The organism is Arenibacter arenosicollis (assembly GCF_014397245.1).
In the GTDB taxonomy this organism is placed as follows: Bacteria; Bacteroidota; Bacteroidia; order Flavobacteriales; family Flavobacteriaceae; genus Arenibacter; species Arenibacter arenosicollis.
The window spans coordinates 1-21,879 of sequence record NZ_JACLHY010000035.1; the positions used below are offsets into that span (position 1 = coordinate 1).

17 protein-coding genes are annotated in these 21,879 nt (G+C 37.8%); 12 read left to right on the plus strand and 5 right to left on the minus strand.

Annotated elements, in window-relative coordinates:
- Nucleotides 1-134 precede the first annotated feature (134 nt).
- From H4O18_RS20730 to H4O18_RS20785, 12 genes are all read left to right on the plus strand, one after another.
- Complete coding sequence (locus H4O18_RS20730; protein ID WP_187588244.1) at nt 135-527, plus strand: hypothetical protein; 393 nt, start codon at nt 135-137, stop codon at nt 525-527.
- Nucleotides 528-748: 221 nt separating this feature from the next.
- Nucleotides 749-2,311 (plus strand): DNA cytosine methyltransferase, encoded by a 1,563-nt coding sequence (locus H4O18_RS20735; protein ID WP_187588246.1) that lies wholly within the window; start codon nt 749-751, stop codon nt 2,309-2,311.
- Complete coding sequence (locus tag H4O18_RS20740; RefSeq protein WP_187588248.1) at nt 2,308-3,363, plus strand: ATP-binding protein; 1,056 nt, start codon at nt 2,308-2,310, stop codon at nt 3,361-3,363. Before H4O18_RS20735 ends, H4O18_RS20740 begins: the two co-directional genes overlap by 4 nt.
- A 194-nt stretch (nt 3,364-3,557) precedes the next feature.
- Entirely contained in the window at nt 3,558-3,914 is a 357-nt protein-coding gene (locus H4O18_RS20745; RefSeq protein WP_187588250.1) for a hypothetical protein, read from the plus strand.
- Nucleotides 3,914-6,586: a Z1 domain-containing protein gene (locus H4O18_RS20750; RefSeq protein ID WP_187588251.1), complete on the plus strand. Its 2,673-nt coding sequence runs from the start codon at nt 3,914-3,916 to the stop codon at nt 6,584-6,586. Before H4O18_RS20745 ends, H4O18_RS20750 begins: the two co-directional genes overlap by 1 nt.
- The gene (locus H4O18_RS20755) at nt 6,583-7,596 is read left to right on the plus strand and encodes a PD-(D/E)XK motif protein (protein WP_187588253.1); all 1,014 of its coding nucleotides are present in this window, start codon (nt 6,583-6,585) and stop codon (nt 7,594-7,596) included. The genes H4O18_RS20750 and H4O18_RS20755 overlap by 4 nt, the downstream gene beginning before the upstream one ends.
- A gap of 490 nt (nt 7,597-8,086) precedes the next feature.
- Nucleotides 8,087-9,040 carry a hypothetical protein gene (locus tag H4O18_RS20760; RefSeq protein ID WP_187588255.1) on the plus strand — a complete coding sequence of 318 codons (954 nt, stop codon included), beginning with the start codon at nt 8,087-8,089 and terminating at the stop codon, nt 9,038-9,040.
- 131 nt (nt 9,041-9,171) lie between these two features.
- Nucleotides 9,172-9,543, plus strand: coding sequence for a hypothetical protein (locus H4O18_RS20765; RefSeq protein ID WP_187588257.1), 372 nt, complete (start codon nt 9,172-9,174; stop codon nt 9,541-9,543).
- Between the two features lie 144 nt (nt 9,544-9,687).
- The gene (locus H4O18_RS20770; protein ID WP_187588259.1) at nt 9,688-10,173 is read left to right on the plus strand and encodes a hypothetical protein; all 486 of its coding nucleotides are present in this window, start codon (nt 9,688-9,690) and stop codon (nt 10,171-10,173) included.
- A complete protein-coding gene (locus H4O18_RS20775) occupies nt 10,163-11,215 on the plus strand; it encodes an AAA family ATPase (RefSeq protein ID WP_187588261.1) in 1,053 nt (350 codons plus the stop codon). The genes H4O18_RS20770 and H4O18_RS20775 overlap by 11 nt, the downstream gene beginning before the upstream one ends.
- 4 nt (nt 11,216-11,219) lie before the next feature.
- Complete coding sequence (locus H4O18_RS20780) at nt 11,220-11,411, plus strand: hypothetical protein (RefSeq protein ID WP_187588263.1); 192 nt, start codon at nt 11,220-11,222, stop codon at nt 11,409-11,411.
- A 73-nt stretch (nt 11,412-11,484) separates the two neighbouring features.
- A complete protein-coding gene (locus tag H4O18_RS20785) occupies nt 11,485-12,453 on the plus strand; it encodes a DUF6371 domain-containing protein (RefSeq protein ID WP_187588265.1) in 969 nt (322 codons plus the stop codon).
- Between the two features lie 220 nt (nt 12,454-12,673).
- On the opposite strand, the gene H4O18_RS20790 is transcribed toward H4O18_RS20785, so the two are convergent.
- From H4O18_RS20790 to H4O18_RS20810, 5 genes are all read right to left on the minus strand, one after another.
- Complete coding sequence (locus H4O18_RS20790; protein WP_187588267.1) at nt 12,674-15,475, minus strand: right-handed parallel beta-helix repeat-containing protein; 2,802 nt, start codon at nt 15,473-15,475, stop codon at nt 12,674-12,676.
- Nucleotides 15,476-15,478: 3 nt separating this feature from the next.
- Nucleotides 15,479-16,960, minus strand: coding sequence for a sulfatase family protein (locus H4O18_RS20795; RefSeq protein ID WP_187588269.1), 1,482 nt, complete (start codon nt 16,958-16,960; stop codon nt 15,479-15,481).
- Between the two features lie 140 nt (nt 16,961-17,100).
- On the minus strand, nt 17,101-18,579 hold the full coding sequence (locus H4O18_RS20800; RefSeq protein ID WP_187588271.1) for a sulfatase family protein: 1,479 nt from the start codon (nt 18,577-18,579) through the stop codon (nt 17,101-17,103).
- Nucleotides 18,580-18,594: 15 nt separating this feature from the next.
- Nucleotides 18,595-20,358, minus strand: a complete 1,764-nt coding sequence (locus tag H4O18_RS20805; protein WP_222942489.1) for an arylsulfatase — start codon at nt 20,356-20,358, stop codon at nt 18,595-18,597.
- Nucleotides 20,355-21,878 (minus strand): sulfatase family protein, encoded by a 1,524-nt coding sequence (locus H4O18_RS20810; protein ID WP_187588273.1) that lies wholly within the window; start codon nt 21,876-21,878, stop codon nt 20,355-20,357. Before H4O18_RS20810 ends, H4O18_RS20805 begins: the two co-directional genes overlap by 4 nt.
- Nucleotide 21,879 lies beyond the last annotated feature (1 nt).

The following is a 21,879-nucleotide window of genomic DNA, read 5'->3' on the forward strand; positions in this document are numbered from 1 at the left end:
AGAAACACATTTTTAGGTTTCTTTGATGAAAAGTATTTAAGAAATAAAGAACAAGCAACAAGGTTAGAGACTAATTTAGTGTAAAGGCTAATCTTTAACTTGTGTAAACTATGTGCCTTAACGAACAGCAAAAAATGAAAAACATATTTAAAATTAATAAAAGAGCCAAATCGGAATTTCAAAATGACGAAATATTATGGATTCCAGGAACCTGGAATGACAGAAGTGATATAGTGAAATCCATTGCGGAAAATAATTTAGATGAATTTATCTTTGTAGGCTTTGTATTAATGAATATGAATACGAAAGAGACATTCGGAATTCAAATTCTGAAAAAATCGGACTTTGACAATTTGGATTTTTTTGGAGATTTTAAAGACTCTGAATTTTTCATTCGAATGGACTTATCCGAGAGTGAATTCAATGAACCAAATTCAATATTCAAAGCTGCACATGCTATTCTCAAATCTGGCGGAAAATCGATTTTGACTGAAAAAAGTGGATTAATTTATTCTTCCGAAACTTAGAATAAAAATGGCTGTAGCTAACAATGGTATATGTAATTGCAAGCACTCACCTACTTACGAAAACCCTCCCACGCCCAAAATCGCGGCCGGACGGATTTTCTATTTGGCTTGTTATTGCTAAATTAGATGCTTAAACAACACAACTAATCTTATACAAACACGTTGTATACCATAAATAAATGAGAAGTTAAACTAAAATAACTTATAGAGGAGATTAGTAAATGAAACCAATACCAATAATAGATTTATTTGCCGGTCCTGGAGGCTTGGGAGAAGGATTTTCTTCCGTTAAGGATAATAACGGAAACTTCGTATTCGATATAAGATTGTCTATTGAAAAAGATGAAAGTGCCCATGACACCCTACTTTGGAGAAGTTTTTATCGGCAATTTGTATTAAATGGTGAAATAGTTCCCTCCGAATATTATAAAGCATACAGGGAATCTGATTTAAGGAATCGAGAAGAAATTATTAAAAAAGCATTGGCTAAATACCCACAAGGGGAACATGCTTCAAATGAAGCTCAACTTTTGGAATTGGGGTCAAAGGCGTGGCCAGCTAAAAAGGTTGACAAACTAATAAAGTCTAGGCTTGGAGATAAGTCCGGAAATTGGGTGTTAATTGGAGGCCCTCCTTGTCAAGCATATTCGAATGCGGGACGATCACGTGTAGGAGGAGTTAGTAAAGATGATCATAGAGTTTATTTGTATAAAGAATACCTTAGGATTATTAAGAAACATAAGCCTGCCGTGTTTGTAATGGAAAACGTCAAAGGCCTATTATCAGCCAAAGTTGGGAATGAAAAAGTTTTTGACTGGATGAAAAAAGATCTAGTCGTAGGTGGTAAATATGAACTTCATTCGTTTGTTAAGCCTGCAATAGCGGACAAAGATTACTTGATTAGATCTGAAGACTATGGAGTCCCTCAACAAAGGCATAGAGTTATTCTACTAGGAGTAAAAAAAGGGCTGAAGCACTCAGGAAAATATTTAGAGAAATTAGAGGAACAAATCAACCTCGAGAGTGTAATTGGTAAACTGCCAAAAGTGAGGAGCGGAATAACTAAGACTTTTATAGGCTTTAAGGAAAAAGAATTAGATAAAAACGGCAAACCGAAAAGGGCTTACAAAATACAACAGGACTCCGAAGAACTGTGGAATTCAATTCTGACTGGTTTTATTGATAAAATGAAGGTTTGGGATGAAATACCTCTTAATGGTTTGAGCAAAGGAGCAAAGAGATTTAAGAATGGTGTGGGCGCAGAGTTCCTTCCATGTACCAATACAATTGAAAATTCACATAAACTCAAAGACTGGTATCGAGGTATTGACAGTCGAAAATTAAAAGGTGTAGCAAATCATGTTTCTAAAGGTCATATGACTCAGGATCTATATCGATACCTCTTTTCTGGACTGTTTGTAGAGAAATATGGAACATTTCCAAGGATAAATGACTATGCAAAGCACAGTGATGAATTAGTGCCTGATCACAGTAACGCAAAATCAGGTGATTTTTCGGATAGATTCAGAGTACAAATCAAGGATAAACCAGCAACCACTGTTACATGTCATATATCTAAAGATGGACATTACTTTATTCATTATGATCCAGAGCAGTGTAGATCTTTAACGGTCCGTGAAGCAGCTAGAATTCAGACTTTCCCTGACAATTATTTGTTTAGAGGAAGTAGAACACAGCAGTTTCATCAGGTTGGAAATGCCGTTCCTCCTTATTTGGCCAGACAGTTAGGGGAGATTGTTAAATCAATATTGGAAGCAAAATGAAAGAAGTAATAAGTATACCTAACGCTTCGAGAACTTTTGAAGCTTTAAGGAGTTTGGGATATGACCTTTATTCTTCGATCGCCGACGTAGTTGATAATTCTATTACAGAAAAAGTAGGCTCTAGTAAGGTTAACATTGACTTTGATTTCAAAGGAAAGTCTAATCTGATCTTGAGAATTACAGACAACGGATGTGGTATGAATCAGTCTGAACTAGAAGAAGCAATGAGACTTGGAACTGAAACAACTTATATTGAACGAGACCTTGGAAAGTTTGGTATGGGAATGAAAACCGCATCATTAAGTCACTGTAATGTTCTAACAGTTTTGTCCAAAAAGAAGAATAAGCCTGTCTGTGGCTACAGGTGGGACATGGATCGTATTGACTCTACTCAAAACTGGGTGTTACTTCAGTTAAACAACAAAGAAATTGATCTGCTTTTAAAAGAGAATGAACTTGAAATCGGAAAATCTGGAACTATAGTAATGTGGGATGATTTATTCATCCTTGATCAAGATGTTCAGTTATACAACAGCCAAAAACTAGCTCAGAATTACTATTTCCGGTTACTAACTAAAATCAAGCTCCATTTGGGCATGATTTACCATAGGTTTCTGGATGGTTCAATAGGTAAGGAACTTCAAATATTGCTCAATGATGAATCAATTGAACCTTGGGATCCATTCTGTAGAAGTGAAAAAAACACTAAAGAAATAGATTTAAAAAAGTCACTTTCTGAGTTTAAGCAAGAAGGCTATGATGTACCTGTCACGATCCGGGGATTTGTGCTTCCAAATAAGGAAGGCTTTTCAAATGAAGAGGCTTGGAAAAATGCAAAAGGTCTTTTATCCTGGAATGATTCACAGGGATATTATATATATCGATCAAATAGAATTATTCGTTTTGGTGGATGGCATAATACTAAAGCAAAAGATGAACATGATAAATTGGCTCGAATTAGCATAGATATTGATCCTTCTTTAGATGAATTGTTTCGAATAACGGTTAACAAGACGAAAGTTCAGTTTCCTGAAGTTTTATTTAATACTTAAAAAATAATCTGAACACCAAAGTTGTTAAGAAAGCGAAAGAGGTTTACAACAAGAAGGATCTAAAACTCGAAATCAGAAACACATTTAGGAAGAACAGTGAGAAAGTCAATAATGTTGCTGGTGCATTAATTTCTGATTATAAGATTTCGACAAGACCTTCATCTAGTTCTTCACCTAAATCAAGGGAAATTGAGGTGAAAAACCCCTCTGGAAGTTGGAGGTCCAATCAAATACACGATTTCCTAAAGTATGGAACCAATGAAGACTATGAAATCGTTTCAGATCATCTTGGAAGTGACAATCTCTGGAAAATAGTATGCTCTGAAAACGATAAATTTAAAGTGATCGTCAATGCCGATCACCCGTTTTACTCCAGAGTCTATCATTCATCACAATCCAAAGGTATAACTAGTGCTTTAGACTCTTTGATATTCTCGCTTGCGTTTGCCGAGTTGTACAATACAAATGATAACAACGCACAGCTTTTCAGAACTTTTAAAACGGTGTTTTCTATGACATTAGATAAATTAACAAAGGAAGAACTTGTATAATGAACGAAGTAGCAGAACGTATTCTCCAAATTTTGATCGGCAGGTTTCGAAATAATCCTGATAATTTCAATTTGGAATCCGAATTAGGGCTTAAGGATCCTATTACTGAAGTTAGTTTAAATGATAACCAAAAGGAGATTGTAAAAGCTAGGTTATTAGATGCTATTCGTTACAAAGAATCACATGATGGAGCAACACTTGTACCAATATCACTGATTTCCGATCCTAGATTGCATGAGGAGTGGTATGATCAATGGCTTGAGTCCAACAATGATGATGTGGGGTCGTATTACTGGAAAAGGCTGGAGGAATATTTGTCTACAGAGCTCTCTAGAAAGTATGGGCCTGAAAGTGCCGGTAAGGTAGTTAGGTCAATTGATGAGGCTACAAAAGGAATTATGTCAAAGCTGGCCGACCCAGGTAGAGAAGAATTCAGTTATAAAGGATTGGTAGTTGGATATGTGCAAAGTGGTAAAACTGCAAATTTTACTGCATTAATAGCTAAAGCGGTTGATTCTGGTTATAAGTTTATTGTTGTTTTATCTGGAATTCATAGCGTGCTTCGAAGACAAACGCAGATACGTCTTGATAAAGAATTAACTGGGATGAATGATCTAAATTTAGATCAGAGCTTTATTGATGAACCGTCGGATGCAAAACGCTGGAATAGAATTACTACGGCAAGATTAAGAAGGTCGGCATCTAGAACAGGGCAAATAAAACTTAAAGATCTTGGAGAATTTGATACGGTAAATGTAGACCCATTTGATTCATATTGTAGAAGATCATCTCCTACGATCGCTATAATTAAAAAGAATGTATCTGTTTTAACTAAGCTTCTTGATTATATCTTGCAGTCTTCAGAAGAGAGTCGAAAAGAAATGCCTCTGTTAATTATAGATGATGAGGCAGATCAAGCTAGTGTTGACGGAAACGCAAATGATCCAGATTCAGATCCGACCAGAACAAATGAAAAGATTAGAGAGCTTTTGAGTTTATTCTCACGTAAAGCCTATGTTGGTTATACAGCAACACCATTTGCCAATGCTTTAATTGATATGAATACCGAACATGAGATGTTAGAGGATGATTTGTATCCAAGAAATTTTATCGTATCCCTGACTGAACCTGAGGGTTATTTTGGGACCAGATTAATATTTCAAAGTGATCTTTCGGAATGTTTTGTTAATCCTATAGACAATGAAGGTCTTGAGCTAATACAGACCAATGAAATGACACATTTTCTCTCCGTGTCAATCGATGAATTTCTGATCGCTTGTGCAATACGTAACCTTAGAGGAGACAGGGTAAAGCCAATGAGTATGCTCGTTCATATTTCCCATCTAACAGCAATTCATAACGCTCTTCAGAGAATTATAACAGATTACGTTGAAATAGTCAAGGGGCGATATAATAATTTAAGAACAGCTCAGGACTTAAAGAATCAGTATAACGAGGTGTACAATACGTACAATACTGATTGTCAAAAAATCAGAAATGAACTAGATGTAGAGTTAGTTGTGCCAAGCTTTGAAGAAATTTGGTCCGAGTTAAGAAGTGTGTTGGATGCAGTACAAGTACTGGAGCTTAATAGTTCATCTGATGATCGACTTAATTATTCTGAAGAAGGTGAATTAAAAGTTATAGCAATCGGAGGAAATCAGCTTTCAAGAGGACTTACACTTGAAGGATTGTTAATAAGCTATTATTTAAGAGACAGTAGGCAGTATGACACATTGCTTCAAATGGGAAGATGGTTTGGATATAGAATGGGGTACGAAGATTTGACTCGAGTGCATACGACTGAAACTATCTGGGAGTCATTTGAACACCTGGCATTGGTTGAGGATGAACTAAGAAGTGAAATTTTCCGATATGAGGAAGAAACGGATCCACCTGTAACTCCAGCTGACTTGGCTGTAGCAATTAGAGCGCACAGAAGACTTAATGTGACTGCGAGAAATAAAATGGGAGCTGCACGTTTAAGACAAAGTTCATATAGTAACTCCCTTAATCAAACACATTGGTTACCATTAGATAATCCGGATAGACTTAGGTCTAATTACAATCTGGGCGAAAGTTTTATTAATGGACTTAACGGTACTGTTGGATTCACGAATGTAGATAATAGTGGTGTGTATTTACTTAACTCAAAGATTGATGGGGAAAGAGTATTAACTGAATTTCTGACACGCTACAGTTTTATATCAAAAGAAGAAACTGGTGGGCCCGGATTAGATTCCAGAAATTTACTTGAATATATCTATCGTAGACTTGATGATGGTGAATTAGCTAATTGGTCGATTGCAGTTGTTGGTAATGCTAATCCTAGGGGTCATAACAATACTATTAACTATGGAAGTCTCGAAATAAACCCTATTCAAAGAAGCAGGAAGTTTACTGATCGAGGTTATAACATTGGGGTTTTGACGGAGCCGAATCATATCACCATTGATTTAGATGAGAGCGAAGAAAGACAACCTTCGAATCCGTTACTTCTACTATATTTAATTTGGAAAGACAGTACCGCTACTGTTCAGCATGAGGATCCGGTCTATGGTCAAAGAGTTAATCTTTATTATGGTGTAGATAGCGATAAAGTTGATGTTTTAGGGATTGCAGTTATCTTGCCTAGAAGCAGATATGAACATGACAGCTATATAGGCCAATGATACACGTAAATTCGCTAAATTTTGATACTTGGAATTATCTTGATGATTCTGGTAATCCACTTGATGGTTTTAAGAGTGTAGAGATTACAGCCAACGGAAGTGAGGTGTGTGGATACATTTTTAATGATCATAACTCAAAACATCATTTTGCCATTGAAATATTAGAACCAAGAATATCACCTAGCAACAATTTCCCTCAGGTCACCGGGATGAGTGTTCAAATCGGAAGTTATTTGATAAATGGATCTAGGAAGATTGTAATTGATGGAGTTTGCGAGATTGATGAATTCCTAGATGAGTTCACGGGGGTTTTCAAAGAGATATTAATATTGATTGAAGACGAATCCGTTGCTCCCATACAGTCTGTTCATGATATTATGCAGGCATGGGTATCATTCTGGTCTAGACCGCAGACCGGTTTATTAAATGTGGAAGAACAAATTGGGCTCATAGGAGAACTCCAAGTTTTGAAAAAATTAATCCCTGTTAACTTGACTTTAGCACTTGATTGCTGGAACGGACCTCTTGGGGGTAAATTCGATTTCACCTTTACGGACTGGAGTTTTGAGGTAAAAGCAACAAGAAGCGACAGGAGAGTACATATAGTAAATGGAATAGATCAACTTGAGCCTAATCGGAATAATAAATTAGCCATAATCTCTTTTCAGCTTCAATCAACAAATGAAATTTCTGGCCTAAACTTATCACAAGAGGTAAGGGCTATTAGAAGTATGATTTATCGGATAGACAGAACCAAATTTGTTGAATTTGCCAGTTTAATAAGTTCGGCTGGATATAATTTAGCCAGAGATTCAGAGTATGAGAATATGAACTTCGAAATAATAAATGCAGATTTCTTCGAAGTTAATGAGGAATTCCCAAAACTGACTAGTTCTATGTTAAACCCGCCGATAAGTCCTAGGGTTGAATCAGTTCAATACAATATTGTGCTAAGTCATTTAGCCGGTACAAACCTGGATCATTTGGTTATTGGAAACTATTTCTATTAAAATCATTCCAATATTAATTATAGAACGGCATACAACAAGGGCTCCTATGAAAAGCACTAGCCCAGTTTTCTAAAGTTAATATTTTATCCTTTAACTATTTCATAGTATAACCTTTAATCGTATTGAATTATGGATAAGGCTGTGCAGCATTTAATATTCAATACCACATAACTTGCTCTAAATCTTTCGTGTGCTCCACTCTTCAGGCGTGGTCACTGCCATCTGTATGATTGAAAGTTATAATAAGGCTATTTAATAGCTATTAATATATATTTATAACCAAAAGTATCACAGATTTGACCGTCTGTCCTGAACCCGATATATTCCTCCTTTTACCCTTTCTTTCTCATATTCCAAAACTCCCCTTTTGTAATACACTGTGTATCAAGCCATGTCATACACTTGGTGTTACACATGTATTACCTCTACCCTATCTTTCCTAAGAATTTTTATATTTGAGGTTAAAAATCAACTATACATACTATAAATAATGGCTCACTTTGGTTGCCTAAACAAGGCACAGTTTAATGATTTATCAAAAGAGGAACAAAATGCACTACTGCTTAAAAAGGAGGTGTATGAAAAAGTTAACCGAATTTCACTATCCTTAAATTCCCTTACTAACCTTAGAAGTGACCAAGGCAATTATACCTATCAATTGATACCTTCCAAGCTTGCAGTAAACGAACTATACAGTTTTGTGCTTAAATCATTGGAAATGGACATTGAAAATCCTTACCTACAATTTTATTTGGACTTTAAAGAGGAGTGTTTTGGTCTAGATAAGCAGGAACAAAAGAAAATAGCGTTAAAGCACTTTAAGGACATCTCGGAATGCCATATCCGTAATGCGGTCGAAATCGCTCACCTGCTTGAAAATAACCAAGGTGTAGAACATCTGGAATACGAGGGAAAATTATCTCAGCTTTCCAATGAACAAAATAATATAAAAGTCGAGTTAGCACAAACGGACCTATTTCTTCAATACCTGTTTGGGAACAAAGAAGCTTTTGAAAAAAATTACTTGGAAAGTCATGATATAATAGGGACAATCTTAGATTTTGAATCGGATCTAAAAATCTTGGTAGGTCTTAACAACCAATACCAATTTGAGGAGGATATATATTTTTCCAACCTAGGTGTTTTATGGAAGAAATTCGATACTAAATACAAATCCCTTTTCTCCACATTTAAGGCTTATCAATTTGTAAATGCAAAGATTTTATCATTTGACAAGAATACCAAAGCACAAATCGAAAGTCTATATGTATCTCTTAAAAACCTAAAAGTTATAGCTTCCAGTGACAATGATTTCATAAAATTCATCATGTATGAATATAATATTCCCATGTCAAAAATCCGTAAACATGTTTCTAGACCTAATTATGAACATGAGGAAAGAGTCCTACTTTTTACAAAAGATTGGAGAGAATATTCCTCTTAAAAGCAACCTTTTTGCGTTTATGACACAAAACCCTGTTTTCTGACACACATTGACACACTTCTGACACACATTTAATTTACTCAATTTTAGACATTTAGATATCTTGGCGTCATAATTTTAAACATTTTATTATGACTAAAAAAGAAATTTATTTTCTGTTAGATGACATGAATGAGATATGTGAAAGCAACATTTCATTTATGAATGAAAAATTGCATAACAATGAAATATTTGACTATTGTCCTGTACCAGAAATCAGGATTGAAATAGTTAGATTAACGCAAGAGCGTTGTGAAAAGGAGGCCGAATACAAAAAAAAGCTTCAAGCTTTCCTGGAAAAGGAATTGGAACTTTCCCAACTCGAAAATTCCTCTGGAAACCAAAGAAAATATTGGGACCTTCATTTAAAACACATGTTGGAGAAATTGGATTTTAACTATTATCTGGAACTATACCTGACCAAAGTAAATACAATTTTGGAAACGTTGGGTACACTATCCTAAAAGAGGGAAAGAGCCAAAGAGTCATTGTTAATAAACTACATTCTCAATAGGCTACCCAATTTATTCACCTACCAGTTACCATTACAAAAATATTATTAATTAAGTATCCCTCTAATAAAGAGGGATACTTCAAAATATCTTGTAATGAAAAAATGTATCCTAAATATCCGAGTATCTGAAGAATTTAGAGAAGACTTGGAATACCTGGCGTTGGAATCGGAAACCAACCTTTCAGACTATATCAGAAATATCCTTTGGGACAGTCTTTATTATGAGGAAGATGACATGTTGGACCTAGACACGAAAGAGGTGCCATTTTCCCAATCTTATAAATTCACCTTTCTAACAGCATGGCTATTTGCAAAGTATATGTGCCCAGTAGAGCATAACCCTAAAAATGTAATACAAGGCATTAAAATGCTATTGGATGATGCCACAATGGACACAACATTGAGCAACGCACTTAAAAATGAATTATCCAAGGTTGTGTATGATATGAAAAGGTTCCTAGAAGAGCCTGAATATGCAGGCAAACAATTTCAATTTCCAATTCCCAACCATCCGGGATCTTTTGATTATGTACTACTGGTAACAGAAATCTGGACAATACACTTTAACCATGAAAAATAATACAGATAAACCCCAGAATAAAGAAGCATTTGTGGAAACCGTAAAAAGTGAAATCAATAATCATGAAGCCAAATTAACAACACATACCAGCTGCTTTATTGTTAAGACTGCCAACGATTGGATAGAGGAAGCCAAAAGCAGACCTATTCCCAATATGCTATTTGATGCCTTCTGGTTTGAAAAAGAGGTGTGCATACTTTTTGCAGATACAAATGTGGGCAAGTCCATTCTTGCGGTTCAGATTGCGGATAGTATCAGCCGTGGGGTCGGTATTGATGGCTTCACTTTGGAATCAGGCCCACAAAAGGTAGTCTATTTTGATTTTGAGCTATCGGATAAACAATTTGAAAAACGGTATTCTGATAATTACAAAGACCACTACTCTTTTCACCCAAATTTTTTGAGGGCGGAAATAAATTCAGATACCGATAAACCAAAGGGGTTTGCCACATTCGAAGATTACATATGTCATGCCATAGAACAACTTGTTCTAAACCGCAGTGCAGAGGTTTTGATCATAGACAACATAACTTTCCTAAGGAACGACAATGAAAAGGCCAAAGATGCCCTAATGCTAATGAAGCATTTAAAAGCAATTGGCAGAAAACATGATCTTTCCATACTGGTACTTGCACATACCCCTAAGAGAAACCCAAGCTCACCATTATCCAAAAACGATCTATCCGGAAGTAAGATGTTGATCAATTTCTGTGATAGCAGTTTTGCTATCGGTGATAGCTCAGGTTTGCCGTCATACAGATATATTAAGCAAATTAAACAGCGTAATACCGAGCATATCTACCATTCCGGCAATGTCGTCGTTTGCAACATAGTCAACCACCATAATTTTTTGTGTTTTGAATTTGTTGAATATGATGATGAACAAAGCCACCTTATGACATATTCCCTCTCCGATGTTGAGGAACGTAATAGTAAGGTTTTAGAACTAAAAGAAAACGGACTGGCCAATACGGTCATAGCCACACAGTTAGGTGTAAGTGAAGGCACTATTAGGAACATCTTAAAGAAATCCGGAAAATAACAGTATGGATGCCAACGTAGTATATAGCATAGCGAAGGCGCTCCCTAAAAAGGAGCAGTTGGCGCTATTAAATATGCTACAAAAGGACATCCATCTTGCCCAAAGTCCAAACAGCAGAAGGAAAAAAGCTCAAAATTTTACGGACGAACAGGCCATTGAATATCTATTACAAACAGTATTTAACAGCAAAAAATAACAACTCGTAATGCTCGTAACACTCGTAACGTTACGAACCTTACGAGCATTACGAATATAAAATATACACCATAATGAATTTTAAATATTCCCTAGATCGTTCCAGTAAAAAGTTCATTTGCCCAAAATGTCAAAAAAAAACATTTGTACGTTATTTTGACAATATCGATCAACAATACATGGAGGAATCATTGGGAAGATGCGATCGGGAAAGTAAGTGCAGATATCACAATAAGCCCAACCGTAGGGGGAATTATGTAAAGCAAACCTTTGAATACTCCCCTCCTAGCCCAAGCTATCACAACAACCAAGAAATTGTAAAATACGGGCGTAATTTTCGCACAAATAATCTCGTACAGTTTTTGAAAATATATTTTACCCAGACCGAAATACAAAATGTAATACTTAGGTATCTCATAGGAACATCGGATCATTGGACTGGTGCGACTATTTTTTGGCGAGTAGATCAATTTAACAACGTACGTGGCGGTAAGGTAATGGCGTATAATCGTAATACAGGGGAAAGGGTGAAAAAACCCTATTCAAAAATCACCTGGATACACAAAATCAATAAACAATCGGATTTTGTATTACAACAATGTCTTTTTGGATTACACCTGATAAAAGAAAACAAAAGCAAAACAGTAGCGATAGTAGAATCAGAAAAAACTGCTATTATCATGTGTATTCTTATGCCAAAAAATATTTGGATGGCCACAGGATCCAAAACTGGCCTTAATGAAAAAGTATTACAACCCCTAAAGGGCCATAAGGTGATTTTATTCCCGGATAAAACAGAATATGGTGCATGGGCAGGCAAATCGGCCATGCTTACTGCAAAAGGCTTTAAAATAAGCTGTAGTCGCTTACTTGAATCCTATGACCTGGAGGAAGGTGCTGACCTAGCTGACTTGTTTTTCAAATTCAAGGGCTGCACCAACCACACCAATAAACCCCTAACGCCCAAAGCCAAGAATTTACAAACACTTGGTGAAATAAATCCTGTGGTATGGAGATTGGTGGAGGAGTTTGGGTTGGTGTGAACTTTACCATAAATTAAAATACCCACACAAGGTAAAGTTTCTACTTTTATGCTGCACATTCTGTTCCCTCACATACATTTCAATATACCTAATTAAAACAAATATACTTTAGCCTCAAATCAATATACATGTATACTAATAACAATCTTTAGTGAATTTACCTTGAAAATCAAGAAAACAAGTAGTTTGTACACCCTCTAAACAACTGTCAATTTTATAATCATTCAATCTTTAGTCTAAATTGCCTTTCGTTATAATTACGTACCGCTTTGAAAGTAACTTTTTTACCCTTATACTTTTCCATAAGCCTCTTCATGTCACTTATAGTTCGGACTTCCTCCCCATTTAAACCTTGAATTGTCCAATCGTTTTCAAATCCGGCATTCAACCATACCTTACCTGTTTCAGGCTTGATATTTTTAATAAAACATCCAAAATTATATCCACCGGACGCGTCTATTAGGTCAGGGTCGTCTGCTATGTTTACAAATACGGCTCCATTGATTTCTACCGCTAAAGCATTAATTGTATCCTTACTAACATGACCTATGTATTGGCCTTTTAGCAATGAACTCAACCAACTGGGATATACCACCTTTTCAACTTTTTTAAATCGGGCAATACTTATAAATCCTAGGGCATGACCGTCGCTATCAAAGGAGCGTGACTTAACTATGGTGGATTTATGAATCAGAAAAGGTTGCGTATATACATCGGACTCCTTGGTGGGTTCAGAACCATCCATGGTATAACGCAAGCTGCCACCTTCCTTCATTCTGGAATCTGCCATAAGCATTACCTTAATCTCCTGTTCAAAATCACCACCGTGGGGAACTGCACGCGTCATTTGGTGTCCAAATTTATCCATTGGAAAATTTTTAAAACCAAGTTCTAGGGCCGGGGAGTTTTTCTCTACCCAATAGTTTCCATTTTCGGGATCCACAAATAAAGGCTTTGCTATTTTGGAATGTTGATCATATCCCTCGGATTGCCATTGCCCAAATGTCTTATTCTGGATAATATTGGCACCCTTTGGAAAATTTACGTTCCAATAAAGATTGTAATCGTAATTATTACTCCACTTTTCTCCTTGTAACCGGATGGGACGTATAAAAGCGTCCGTAGGCTTTTCAACACCTGGCACACTTCCTGATATAACGAAGATATTATTATAGATTTCGTCTTCCGACTCCTTTGGCCATACGTGCCAACCTAGAGGAACCGAACTCACCGTAATGTTATTGTATACCTTCCTAAACATGCCATCGCGCAATTTGATGGTAGATCCTAGGTTAAGATTATTATAAATCTCGTATAGACTGGATCCATCGTCCAAATCGATCGTCCAGTTGCCCGCACTTATCGATTTTCTATAATTGGCTATACGATTATTCCTGATGATCGTCGCATTTAGGGCATCCAGTTTTACATATTCCTTTATGAATTCAGAGTCTGTGCCTCCGCCGCCAAGCCACTGCCGTTCCCGTCCCCAAGAATTAAAGGGTCCATGCTCACCAGTTTCCCTAACTGTTTCCCATATATCATTATGCTCCACAACATGTCCGCCCCAAGTGCCATCATTGATACATATACCTGCCCTTGGACAGTTATAGATCGTATTATGGGAAGCCGTTATCTTATGGCTCATTGAAATAAAAATCCCTGCAACTTGTTTTCCATAATCTCCAAAATCGTGCATGATGCTATTCTGTACGGTACAATTTTTTGGATAATCCAGTGACTTTGGTCCCGGTGCCAAATCCATTCCCTTTCTCATTTCCACCCAATCCTTGCCATCTATCTCCCTATCGTCCCAAGTTTGGTAAAAACGAACGGCCGAGGGTGATCCAACAAAACAAACTGCACTTTCCCCCATATGTACAAACTGACAACTGCTAACCGTATTATTTCGATTATAGGCACTCATAAAGACACCGTTGCCGCCAAGGTAATCAAAGTTACAGTCCTCTATTGTACAATTCTCCGTGCCCTCCAAGAAGATAGCTCCCCCACGATGAATTGCCCAATCCCCTCGGGCCAGGGGTTCATAATTGTCCATGTATGTGGAGAGTGAATGGGAGAAGTTTAATCCTTTTATGGAAATATGACCAACGGGACTATCACTGCTTCCCTTTATTTGTATTAAATCCTTCAAGATAGGGACTTCAATAACGGCATTTTTCAAATCTGTTTCTACTTCTGGAAAGTAATATAACAATCGTTTTTCTGAGTCTAGAAACCATTCGCCCCTAACATCCAACTCCTCGAACACATTGTCAATATAAAACCATGAGGCATTGTCTCCTTTCCCTCCAATACCATAAGACCGCTGTAATTGCCATCCACCCTCACCTAAAAAGATTTTGTTTTGACCCCTATCAATTCCTGAAATGCGATACTGCATATTTCCCCAGTTATGGCTTTGAAACGCATGGACAATTCCAGTTTTAGGATTCTCCCAAGTTTTATCCGTAAATTTTTTGGAATCATAGGTAAACCATTCATCATACCTCTTATCGGTACCCCCGGTTACCTGCTGATATCCTTGACCTCCACGATGAGGATTGTCGTAATCGTAATTCGGGAAGCGTGCGCGAGCCTGGCGTTCTCCATTAACAAACAATTGGTCAAAATCCAGACCAATAGGTACATCCGTAACGAAGATACCCTGTTGATATTCCCGCCACTGGAGATTTTCCAAAAGTTTAGACCCCTTAATAGTTACGCTGGCGCCCGGCAGCGCGGAAAAAACAATAGGGTTCTCGGATGTACCGGACAACTCAGGTCCTAGTAGAACGGTTTCTTTTAAATAATAAGTGCCTTCTTTAAACCAAACAGTTACAGGTTCCTTACCTGCGAATTTTCGTAATTCTATAATCGCTCGTCCAAGAGAAGCGAAAGGCGCCTTTATAGAACCCGCATTGCTATCTTTTCCTTGTGGCGATACATAAATATCAACGGTGCCAAAGGAAAGTAGGGGGCAAAAAATTGCTACTAAAAAAAGTAAATGAATTGATTTCATAGTTTATTTCGTTAACTTAGGTTGGTTCCAAAGCCTATAAGGATCGTTATGTAATGTCATCTGTTCCAATAACAAAGCCTCCATTTCTTCCAACTTGTCGGCATAATTGGGGTCATAAGCCAAATTGGTCTCCAATTTCCCCTCTCTTTTGTGCTCTTGAAGGTATTCATTCGGGTTTTCAGCCAAGTTAAACAGTTGTGTTTCCCTAACAGCTCCGTCCATGACATCATATTTTATCAATTTCCAATCTCCCTTTTTCACGCTACGCATTCCGGGTTTTGTTCCTCCTGCATATACACCGTACATAACATCACGTACGGAGTCTTTTTGGCCATCCAAAACGGGCTTAAAACTGGTACCCTCAACAGTTTTAGGTATCTCGATACCTGCCAAATCACAAAGCGTTGGCAATACATCCAATAAATAAATATTGCCCGTTACACGTTTCCCTGCCTCAATCCCAGGGCCTTTAATAATGAATGGAACACGCCATGTATGCTCATAAAGGTTTTGCTTGCCCATAAGACCATGTCGTCCTATAGCTATTCCATGATCTGAAGTGTAAATAACATAGGTATTTTCTAGTTCACCCATGGCTTCCAATTTCTTAAGTACCTTTCCCAATTGAATGTCTATATTCTCTGAACAGGCATATTCCCTTCCCAACTCATTGCGAACCGTATTTTCGTCCCTATTCTTCCAAACACCACTCACCCGCTCCTCATCCCTAAGTTCCGGGTGTCCATGAAAAAATGGATGTTCGGGAAGATAGTTTTTTTGCAATGATGGCTGATTCTGATTTTCCTGAGGCAAATGAAGGGTGTCCGTGTGATTAACGGCCCCATATTTTTGCAATAGTTCCGGTGTTCCATCCCGGGTATCATGTGGATGCGAAAAACCAAAATAGATGAGGAATGGATCTGTCTCGGAATTACGTTCACGATCTCCCAGGTACTCCATGACCTGTTCACCGTGCCATGCACTACCAGACTCGGCCGTTCCTCCACGTTTTGTGGCATCACGAACCACACTGAATTGTTCATTGGCAGCTATATAGGAATTTCCCCTTTTGCAGGTTCTCATTGTTTTATAACCCGCCCTGTTGAAAACCGCTCCAATAGTCTGTATCTCTAAATTTACGGATTCATCCTGACTAATAAAATCACCCCTGGAGGGCAAGTTCCAAAGTGATCGTCCACTCATAATCATATGTCTTGAAGGGGTACAGACAGCCCCGATCCACGATCCCATATGCCGAGCACTTTCGAAAACCATACCTTCCTTGGCCAATCCAGAAATATTGGGAGTCTCCAATATTGATTCTGGATCATAGGTTTGAAGATCAAAAGGAGATTGATCATCAACCAAAACAAATAAAAAATTAGGCCTTTTTTCCTTTGTAATTTTTCCTTCCTTAACGTTGAACGCAAAAGAAATGGCTAAAAGCCCAATAAACAGTAAAATGGTTCTTAGATAATATTTCATGCTATATTGTTTTCTTTAATTTAATGGTTGATTGTTCATAGGTTTGGTTAATGTTCCATGCTTTTTATTTAAGCCATAGTCACTGGGATTACAATAATAACATACTTATCTGAAGATAATCGTGTAATTGGTAAGGTATTTTAGTGGGTGCCACTTTTCCATAAAACAATCTCCTCTATATCATTTTTAGACGGTTCGCCCTTAGTGGCACGTCCATTATTGATATCGGACTCCAATTGTGCTAGAAGTTCTTTTACAATTTCAGGATGTTTTTCGTATAAATTAGTGGTTTCTGCAGCATCGTCTTCCAGATTATACAATTGCACTTTGGGCATGTTTTCGGATTCTTTTTCCGTAGGAGATGTCCAACCTCCTGAACCTTTGGCCAACAAAAGTTTCCACTTGCCCTTTCTGTATGCAAAATGACCGCTAATGGAATGATGGATGACCCCTACCCTAGTAGATCTAATAGGTTGGTGGAACATGGCAGGAAGAAAACTTACACTATCTTCCCCACTGTTTTTTGGCATGGGTTTTCCTGTAATTTCAGCAACGGTAGCAAAAATATCTGTTAAACATATCAATTGATCATTGGTGGAAGCGGACTCTACTTTATTGGGCCACTTAACAATAAAAGGAACTCTATGGCCCCCATCCCATAAATCGGCCTTAGAACCACGATATCCGGCACTCACAATATGCCCTTGTTCCGCCAACTTAGGAATATCCACTATTTTAGATGTACCATTGTCACTACTAAAAATAACCAAAGTATTTTGTGAGAAACCATTACGTTCCAAGGCGCTAGTAATAGCTCCAACGGTAGCATCGGTTTGCATCACAAAATCGGCATAGTCGCCCAACCCACTTTTTCCCTGCCACTCTTTTGTAGGTACTATAGGGGCATGCGGAGAGCCCAAAGGAACATATAAAAAAAATGGTTTTTGTTCCTTTTCCTTCCCTTGGTTATTAATGAATTCTACTGATTCCCGAGTCAATCGTGGCAACATGTTAATTTCATCCTCATGAAGAATAACTTCATCATTCTGAATAACAGCCTTCATATCACCAGCGTGATGAAATCCGTGGTAATAATCAAATCCGCGTTGAATGGGCCCGTCGGGAATTTTTGCCCCAATAGGAGGTAAACCTCTCTTTTGGCTCTTGGGTATGTTCTTATGGGTAACTGGATCTATGTATTGAAAATTAAGGTGCCATTTACCAATAATAGCGGTACGATAGTCTTCATTTTTTAGAAAGCTGGCAATAGTGGGTCGGTCTTCGTCTATTAAATCCGGTTCAAACCCCTGAACAACTCCCCTTTGCAATCTAGTACGCCAGCTATAACGCCCTGTCATGATCCCGTAGCGTGTTGGGGTACATACAGACGACCCCGAATGTGCATCTGTAAACACCATTCCTTCCTGTGTTAACCTGTCTATATTTGGCGTTTTAATTTTACTTGTTTCCGGAGCAAGACTTTGAACATCGCCATAGCCCAGATCATCACAAAGTATCAATACTATGTTGGGGCGTTCTATCTGGTTTTGGGAAAATAAACAATGATGACTTGCGACCAAAATTACAGCGCATAGGTAGATTCTAAATCTTGTTTTCATATAATTTTTTATTTATTATTTTAAAGCTTCAACTTCTGTAAAATAAGCTCCGCCAACTTGTCCTTTTTCGTTATAAAGATATGTTACCAGCTCTGTTGGCCCAGCAGGTAATTCCAATTCAAAAATCACCCCTTTACTTCCTTTGTTTACTACGGACTCCTTAATCTGACCTCCTATCGCAATTTTAGCACTTATGGCATCAACCACAATATTGGCTTCCTTAGGGAATTGTCTGAGGGTAATTCTATACCTACCCGCTCTTTTAACGTCCAACATCCACGGCCCTGTTACTTGAGGAAGTTTTTTGATGGCTGTAAAATTCCAAGGAGGATTGCCTTCGGGCAAATACCAATCCTGCGAGCATAATATTGTCGGATTCTCAACAGGATTGCCTACATCAATTCTAACAGGTTGCAAACGTCCTGCAACCGATTCCCACCAAGGATTATACATTTTTCTGAGACTAGTTACAATCTCTGGATTTTCAGAAGCTACATCTGTTGATTGTGAAGGATCTTTTTTAATGTTATATAGAATATTTCCGTTAATTAAACGCCATTCTTTTGAAAGCACCGCAGAATTAAGAAATGGTCCAATCTCATCGGTATTTCCTGCACCGCCATTAAACTGCACAAAAATGGGCTCCCTTTCCAAGGACTTCCCTTCCTCTGTCAATAAAGAAGCTAAAGAAATTCCATCTGGTTGATGGGAATTGGGAATTGTAATTCCACACAATTCGGATAAGGTTGGCAAAACATCAATATGTGCTGCCAGTTCACCTATATCACGACCTCCCTCAATACCTTTCTTAGGCCAGTGAATAAAAAAAGGTACCCTATGCCCTCCATCATACACTGATGACTTTTTACCACGCATGCCTGCATTATAACCTGCCATTGGCTCCGAATCTAAGCCCTTGAATTCTCCGCCAGCAGAAGTGCCATTATCAGTCATGAAGATTAGAATTGTATTTTCCGTAAGGTTAAGTTCTTCTAATCGCTTTCGTAAAAGCCCTAAGTTATGATCAAAGTTTGATATCATTCCATAGAATGCTGCTCCATTTCTCCATGTCACTGTCTCTTTATAAGGATCGCTCCACTCTTCTCCCACTAAATAAGGGCCATGTGGCGCATTGGTCGCTAGATAGAGAAAAAAGGGCTTATCTTTATTTTCTTGCACAAAACTCATAGACTCCCTGAACCAAACATCAGTGCAATAGCCTTCGAATTTTTCATCTATTCCATTTCTTTCATAGGTATCGTCAAAGTAGTCATTTCCCCAATAATCTGAAGCCTGGCCAACCCCTCCGCTCTTGTGCCAAACCACATCTTGGAAACCATGATCCTGGGGCCTATGAGGTGCATTATCGCCTAAATGCCACTTCCCAACCATACCTGTAGTGTAACCCTCATAAGCAAATACATCAGCAATGGTTTGCTCATCGGTGTGCAACATCGTACGGCCACTACTGGTTCGATAAGCCCCATTACGTTCTGGATATCGACCTGTCATTAAAGCGCTTCTTGTAGGGGTGCAAAATGGGCTTACATGAAAATCTGTAAACCGAATAGATTCATCATACAAACGATCTAAATTGGGTGTTTTAATAATATTGTTGCCATGTCTTCCCAGATCTCCATAACCCTGATCATCAGTCATTATTAGGATGACATTAGGGCGGTTTTCATTTACCTTCTGTACCTCCTTTTTTGAGGAATTACAACCAACAGTTATTGAAAGAGCAAGCAGCATTAACCATAAACTTAATTTTGATTTCATTTCTTATTTCCTTTATACAATGGTACTTTGTCTATAGCCGATAGCTTTTCAGAATAAGGAAGCACTCGGTCAAATAGCACGCCATAGCATTGATATTGATTGTATGGTACCGCATTTTCTTTCCATTTATCTAGCTCTTTATCATAATTTGAGCGCATTTTCTCTAGGTTAGCAACAGTCTGAGTGTCCGAAAGGGTAGCATAATTTTTTAGTTCGTAAGGGTCTTCTTTAAGATTAAAAAGTTCTTCTGTTGGTTTCATAGTGTCATCACTGTACCACCAAAATGTATATTTTAACTCTTTAGTAATACACGAAAGGCTATGAGTTGCTGGGCTACTGCCAAATACATTAATAAAGGCTATTTGCTCTCTTAGGTCTTCTTCAGGTTTTTCAAGTAAAGGCAACAAGCTTATTCCATCCATATTTTCTGGTATTGGGACATTAGCCAAATCGAGAATAGTGGGTGCAAAATCAATGTTCGCTGTAAGTGCCCCTGTCCGATGTTTCGTTTCTTCCGATTTACTTCTTGGGTCAAAAACAATCAACGGAACTCGTGATGATTCTTCCATAGGTAAAACTTTTGAACCATATCCATGTGATCCGGAAATAAACCCATTATCACTCGTATATATAATTACCGTATTCTCTGCTATGCCTTGTTTTTCCAGTTCACTACGAATCATCCCAAGAGCTACATCAATGGCATATATTTGCTGATAATATTTTCTCATCTCTTCATCATAATTAGTTGCATAGTTCCAATCGTAAAATCGGGCATATTGTCTTCCTTGTTTACTCTGAAGAGATAAGTGCTCCCCTTTTTCCCTTCCAAAGTTTAAGGGTTTAGTAAAGGTTTTGTCCTTATACACATTATCAAACTTAGGGTCAGGTTTGGCAGGTTTGTGGGGCGCCTTAAAACTTATGGATAAGCAAAAAGGCTTATCTTGATTAACCGCTTCCTTAATTACATCTTGACTAAACGCACCATAGGATAAAGTAGCATGGGGGTATTCTCTAGCATATTTTGCCATGGATTTGTTTTTGGCCGTTTCATAATACGTTTGACCCGGTCCGCCACCCCAAAAATCAAAGTCATCCTCACAAATACCCTTACCTTCAACTTCCAGACCGAACTTCCCGGCAAAGGCCGTAAGATAGCCTGCTTCTTGTAACAATATAGGGTATGACTTCTCCCAAACCTCCGGTTTCATGTCTCCATGTGTGAAGTTTGTTCCTGTCTTATATTCGTACATGCCTGTCAAGATACTGGCCCTACTGGCCATACAAATGGCGGTAGTATTATAGTGTCTGTCAAAAATCAGTCCCTCCTCTCCAAGTTTATCTATATTGGGCGTTTGAACTTCTTCATTTCCATAACATCCTAGAGAAAGTGTATTTTGGTCATCTGCCAACAAAAAAATGATGTTAGCTTTTTGTTTATTTGAACGATTCTCATTTCCCTTTCTACCGCACCCCATTGCCAATACCACTACCAAAAAAATCAACAGTCTAATATTCATG

Coding starts and splice junctions, on each gene's coding strand:
- H4O18_RS20730 (WP_187588244.1), top strand. CDS start 135: ATGAAAAACATATTTAAAATTAATAAAAGAGCCAAATCGGAATTTCAA.
- H4O18_RS20735 (WP_187588246.1), top strand. CDS start 749: ATGAAACCAATACCAATAATAGATTTATTTGCCGGTCCTGGAGGCTTG.
- H4O18_RS20740 (WP_187588248.1), top strand. CDS start 2,308: ATGAAAGAAGTAATAAGTATACCTAACGCTTCGAGAACTTTTGAAGCT.
- H4O18_RS20750 (WP_187588251.1), top strand. CDS start 3,914: ATGAACGAAGTAGCAGAACGTATTCTCCAAATTTTGATCGGCAGGTTT.
- H4O18_RS20755 (WP_187588253.1), top strand. CDS start 6,583: ATGATACACGTAAATTCGCTAAATTTTGATACTTGGAATTATCTTGAT.
- H4O18_RS20760 (WP_187588255.1), top strand. CDS start 8,087: ATGGCTCACTTTGGTTGCCTAAACAAGGCACAGTTTAATGATTTATCA.
- H4O18_RS20765 (WP_187588257.1), top strand. CDS start 9,172: ATGACTAAAAAAGAAATTTATTTTCTGTTAGATGACATGAATGAGATA.
- H4O18_RS20770 (WP_187588259.1), top strand. CDS start 9,688: ATGAAAAAATGTATCCTAAATATCCGAGTATCTGAAGAATTTAGAGAA.
- H4O18_RS20775 (WP_187588261.1), top strand. CDS start 10,163: ATGAAAAATAATACAGATAAACCCCAGAATAAAGAAGCATTTGTGGAA.
- H4O18_RS20780 (WP_187588263.1), top strand. CDS start 11,220: ATGGATGCCAACGTAGTATATAGCATAGCGAAGGCGCTCCCTAAAAAG.
- H4O18_RS20785 (WP_187588265.1), top strand. CDS start 11,485: ATGAATTTTAAATATTCCCTAGATCGTTCCAGTAAAAAGTTCATTTGC.
- H4O18_RS20790 (WP_187588267.1), bottom strand. CDS start 15,475: ATGAAATCAATTCATTTACTTTTTTTAGTAGCAATTTTTTGCCCCCTA.
- H4O18_RS20795 (WP_187588269.1), bottom strand. CDS start 16,960: ATGAAATATTATCTAAGAACCATTTTACTGTTTATTGGGCTTTTAGCC.
- H4O18_RS20800 (WP_187588271.1), bottom strand. CDS start 18,579: ATGAAAACAAGATTTAGAATCTACCTATGCGCTGTAATTTTGGTCGCA.
- H4O18_RS20805 (WP_222942489.1), bottom strand. CDS start 20,358: ATGAAATCAAAATTAAGTTTATGGTTAATGCTGCTTGCTCTTTCAATA.
- H4O18_RS20810 (WP_187588273.1), bottom strand. CDS start 21,878: ATGAATATTAGACTGTTGATTTTTTTGGTAGTGGTATTGGCAATGGGG.